This window comes from Nocardia sp. No.11 (assembly GCF_038752175.1).
Lineage (GTDB): Bacteria > Actinomycetota > Actinomycetes > Mycobacteriales > Mycobacteriaceae > Nocardia > Nocardia canadensis.
The window spans coordinates 1-4,126 of record NZ_JBCGFB010000231.1; the positions used below are offsets into that span (position 1 = coordinate 1).

Below are 4,126 nucleotides of genomic sequence, written 5' to 3' on the forward strand. Positions count from 1 at the left end.
TCGCCGGTGGCCGACAGCGCCCGCGGTCCCATCGCCGCGACCAGCACCGGCACGGTGGGGGTGGCGCCCGCGACGGCGGCGGGCATCGGCGTGGCCGCGGTCAGGGTCTCGCCCCGGAAGTCGACCGCGCCGGTGTCGAGGATCGAGCGCAGCGCGGTGAGGAATTCGCGCAGCCGCGTCGCCGGACGATCGAACGGGCCGCCGAACGCGCGCTCGGACAGCGCGCGGGCGCCCAGACCCAGGCCGAGGGTGAACCGTCCGCCGGTGGCCGCCTGCGCGGTCTGCGCCTGACTCGCCACCAGCAGCGGATGCCTGCCCGGCACCGGCACCACCGAGGTGCCGACCTCGATCCCCGGGACCTCGCGGCCGATCACCGCCGCCACCAGCAGCGAGTCGTGCGAGAAGGTCTGGCCGAGCCACACCGAACTCAGTCCGGCCGCGGCGGCGCTGCGCCCCAGGTCGACGGCCGCGTCGACGGCATTGGCGGATTGGTCGAGGGCGAACGGGGACAACGCGATTCCGATGCTCATCCGAGGATCAACCCGCGCGGCAACGGATTTCATCGCATTCAGCGCACGCCGATTTCCACTGCACCCGAGCGCGCGGTCACGTCCTCGCCGCAGGCGGTTCGGACCGGGCACCCCGCGCGCGGCCGCGACCTCGGCGAACCGCGATCCCGACCGGTCACCCGCGCGGACACGATCTCAGCGGACGGTGATCCCGTCCGCGCGCATGGCGTCCTTGACCTGGCCGATGGTGAGATCGCCGAAGTGGAACACGCTCGCGGCCAGTACCGCGTCGGCCCCCGCGTGCACGGCGGGCGGGAAGTGCGCGACCGCGCCCGCGCCGCCGCTGGCGATGACCGGCACCCGCACCGCGGCCCGGACCGCGGCGATCATCGGCAGGTCGAAGCCGGCCTTGGTGCCGTCGGCGTCCATCGAGTTCAGCAGGATCTCGCCGACGCCCAGTTCGGCGCCGCGGATGGCCCATTCGACCGCATCGATGCCGGTGCCGCGCTTGCCGCCGTGGGTGGTGACCTCCCAGCCGGAGGGGGTGTCGGGCTGACCGTCGGGCACGGTGCGCGCGTCGACGGAGAGCACGATGCACTGCGAACCGAACCGCTGCGACATCTCCGAGAGCACCTCGGGGCGGGCGATGGCGGCGGTGTTCACCGACACCTTGTCCGCGCCGGCGCGCAGCAGCCGGTCGACGTCGGCGACGGTGCGCACGCCGCCGCCGACGGTGAGCGGGATGAAGATCTGCTCGGCGGTGCGGGTCACCACGTCGAGCATGGTGCCGCGATCACCGGTGGAGGCGGTGACGTCGAGGAAGGTGAGCTCGTCGGCGCCCTGGGCGTCGTAGGTGGCGGCCAGTTCCACCGGGTCGCCCGCGTCGCGCAGGTTCTGGAAGTTGACGCCCTTGACCACCCGGCCCGCGTCGACATCCAGGCACGGGATCACCCGGACGGCCAGCGTGCTCGGCGCCGCGGTGTCCGGCCGTTCGTCGGTGCGCGGTGTCATGGTGTTCAGCCTCGTTCCTCTTCGCTGACCGTGCAAATCATTTCCAGGAGTTCCTCGTGGACGCCGGGGGCGGCGGCCAGCACCGAGCCCGAGGTGATCGTCCACGGCGCGCCCGCCAGATCGGTGACCACGCCGCCCGCGGAACGCACCAGCGCGACACCGGCCGCGTTGTCCCACGGATGGTGCCCGAACACGACCGCGCCGCCGAGCGCGCCGGAGGCGGTGAACGCCAGGTCGATGCCGGTGGCGCCGTGCATGCGGACCCGCGAGGAGAGCCTGCTCAGCGCACCGAGCAGGTCGAACCGGAACTGACCGGGGATACGCCCGGCCGAGTCCACGTTGAACGCGCCGAAACCGATCATCGCCTCGGCCAGCTTGCCGGGTTGCAGCGGCGGCAGCGCGACGCCGTCGAGGTACACCGGGCCGCCCTGGATCGCCGCGTACCGGCGGCCGAGCAGCGGCAGCCAGGTCAGGCCGATCACCGGTTCACCCTCGTGGACGAGCGCCAGCAGGGTGCCCGACATGGGGTGGCCGGAGGAATAGTTGAAGGTGCCGTCGATCGGGTCGAGCACCCAGGCCGTGCCGGAGGTGAGCGCCGGGCCGCCGAATTCCTCGCCGTGCACCGCGATCCCGGTGCGCTGCTGGAGTTCGGCGGAGATGGTGCGCTCCAGCTCGAGATCGAGTTCGGTGGCGAAGTCGTTGCGGCCCTTGGTGACCGCGCTCGGCGCACCGATGCCCTCGACGAAACGCGGGACGACCCCATCCAGTACCTGGGTGGCGATGGCCAGCAGGTCGGTCAGCTCGGCGGTGCTCGGTGCGGCGGTCATCGTCGGTGTCAGCGCACCGCGGCCAGGGCCTCGGGCAGGGTGAACCGGCCCGCGTACAGCGCCTTGCCGATGATCGCGCCCTCCACGCCCTCCTCGGCCAGGCCCGCGATGGCGACCAGGTCGTCGAGCACCGAGATGCCGCCGGAGGCGACGACCGGGGCCTCGGCGGCGTTGGCGACCTCGCTCAGCAGTTCCAGGTTGGGGCCGGTCAGCGTGCCGTCCTTGGAGACGTCGGTCACGACATAGCGCGCGCAGCCGTCGCGTTCGAGGCGTTCGAGCGCCTCCCACAGGTCGCCGCCATCGGTGACCCAGCCGCGACCGCGCAGCCGCCATTCCCCGTCGATCTGCTTGACGTCGAGCCCGACCGCGATCCGGTCGCCGTACTCGCCCAGTACCCGCGCGCACCACTGCGGGTTCTCGATCGCGGCGGTGCCGATATTGACCCGCGCGCACCCGGTGGCCAGCGCCGCTTCCAGGGAGGCGTCGTCGCGGATGCCGCCGGACAGCTCGACCTTGACATCGAGTTCCCCGACGACCTGGGCGATCAGGTCCCGGTTGCTCCCCTTGCCGAAGGCGGCGTCCAGATCCACCAGATGCACCCACTCGGCGCCTGCCTGCTGCCACGCCAGTGCCGCGTCCCGGGGCGACCCGTAGCTGGTTTCGCTACCGGCCTCTCCCTGCACGAGGCGCACGGCCTCCCCATTGGCGACATCGACGGCGGGCAACAGCACAAGACTCACGGGATCAGACTAGTAGGTCCGGACTGTCGATCTCCGCACCGGTCCACGCCCCTGAGGCCCGTGTCACGTCGCGGGTTCAGCCGCAACGGCGCCGGAGTTCGGGGACGCCACCGCCGGTGAGCTCGTCGAGGACGGCGGCGCGGCCGACCACGGCCAGGGCGATGGCCTCGCCGGGGCCGCGTACCTCGGGTCCGTCGCCCCAGGCCCAGTCCACGTCGGTGGCGATGAAACGCAGGCCCTTGGTCCGCTTGCCCGGGAACGCGAACGGGTCCGGGTAGGACAGCACCGCGATCAGCCGATCGGGGGCGATGACGCGCGGTCGGCGCAGTGGCCGCCGGATGTCTTGCTGATGCACCAGCAGGTCCGAGAGCATGAGCCGCGGCGAGAACCGCGACAGCCGACCCGACTCGTGCTCGAACATGTGCACCAGCTGCGCGGTCGGCAGTTCGGCGAACGACGCGGCGAGCGCGTTGTTGATCCGATCGACCGAGCCGCGATTGCGCGCCGCGGCGGCCGCGTAGTCGAGGGGACCGAGCGTGTCGGTGAGCAGATGGCCGACCACGTCGCGCACCCGCCACCCCGCGCACAGCGACGGTGTCTCCCACTCCCGCTCGGTCAGTCCACGTAGGAGTTCGATCAGCTCGGCCCGTTCCGCGGCCAGCATCCCCCGATAGCTCATGCCCATCACTGTAGGTCGCCCTCCGGCGTCGCAGCCCCCGATTCCGGTGCACGACAGCGAAATACATTCCGACGGGTCTGTCTCCCGACGGCCCCGCAATCGACGGGCACACCGGGGCGCGGCCCGTGGTCACCCGCCCGGCGCGACGCCTGGACAATGGGACGATGGCCGCCGGTCGGCCGCATCGTGATCGCGCGCCGCCGACCGGCGCCACCGAGGAGAGGACGCCCGAACACCGTGGGCAAACAGAATCGGCGACGCCGCACCGGACGCCGGGCCGTGCCGACCACCGGACCGGTGCTCGACGCCGAAACACTGGCCGACCCGGCGCGGCTCGCCGAGGCGATCGCCACGGCCGCC

5 protein-coding genes are annotated in these 4,126 nt (G+C 72.4%); all 5 read right to left on the reverse strand.

Annotated features, from left to right (window positions below; all coding sequences use genetic code 11):
* The coding region (locus V8688_RS31530) for an LLM class flavin-dependent oxidoreductase (RefSeq protein ID WP_342802339.1) at positions 1-530 on the reverse strand (530 nt) is incomplete at its 3' end.
* A gap of 174 nt (positions 531-704) precedes the next feature.
* Positions 705-1,520: an imidazole glycerol phosphate synthase subunit HisF gene (gene hisF, locus V8688_RS31535; protein ID WP_218716878.1), complete on the reverse strand. Its 816-nt coding sequence runs from the start codon at positions 1,518-1,520 to the stop codon at positions 705-707.
* Positions 1,521-1,525: 5 nt separating this feature from the next.
* Positions 1,526-2,347 carry an inositol monophosphatase gene (locus tag V8688_RS31540; protein ID WP_218716879.1) on the reverse strand — a complete coding sequence of 274 codons (822 nt, stop codon included), beginning with the start codon at positions 2,345-2,347 and terminating at the stop codon, positions 1,526-1,528.
* Positions 2,348-2,355: 8 nt separating this feature from the next.
* Positions 2,356-3,087: a bifunctional 1-(5-phosphoribosyl)-5-((5-phosphoribosylamino)methylideneamino)imidazole-4-carboxamide isomerase/phosphoribosylanthranilate isomerase PriA gene (priA, locus tag V8688_RS31545; protein WP_218716880.1), complete on the reverse strand. Its 732-nt coding sequence runs from the start codon at positions 3,085-3,087 to the stop codon at positions 2,356-2,358.
* 76 nt (positions 3,088-3,163) lie between these two features.
* Positions 3,164-3,766: a maleylpyruvate isomerase family mycothiol-dependent enzyme gene (locus V8688_RS31550; protein WP_255587157.1), complete on the reverse strand. Its 603-nt coding sequence runs from the start codon at positions 3,764-3,766 to the stop codon at positions 3,164-3,166.
* Positions 3,767-4,126 lie beyond the last annotated feature (360 nt).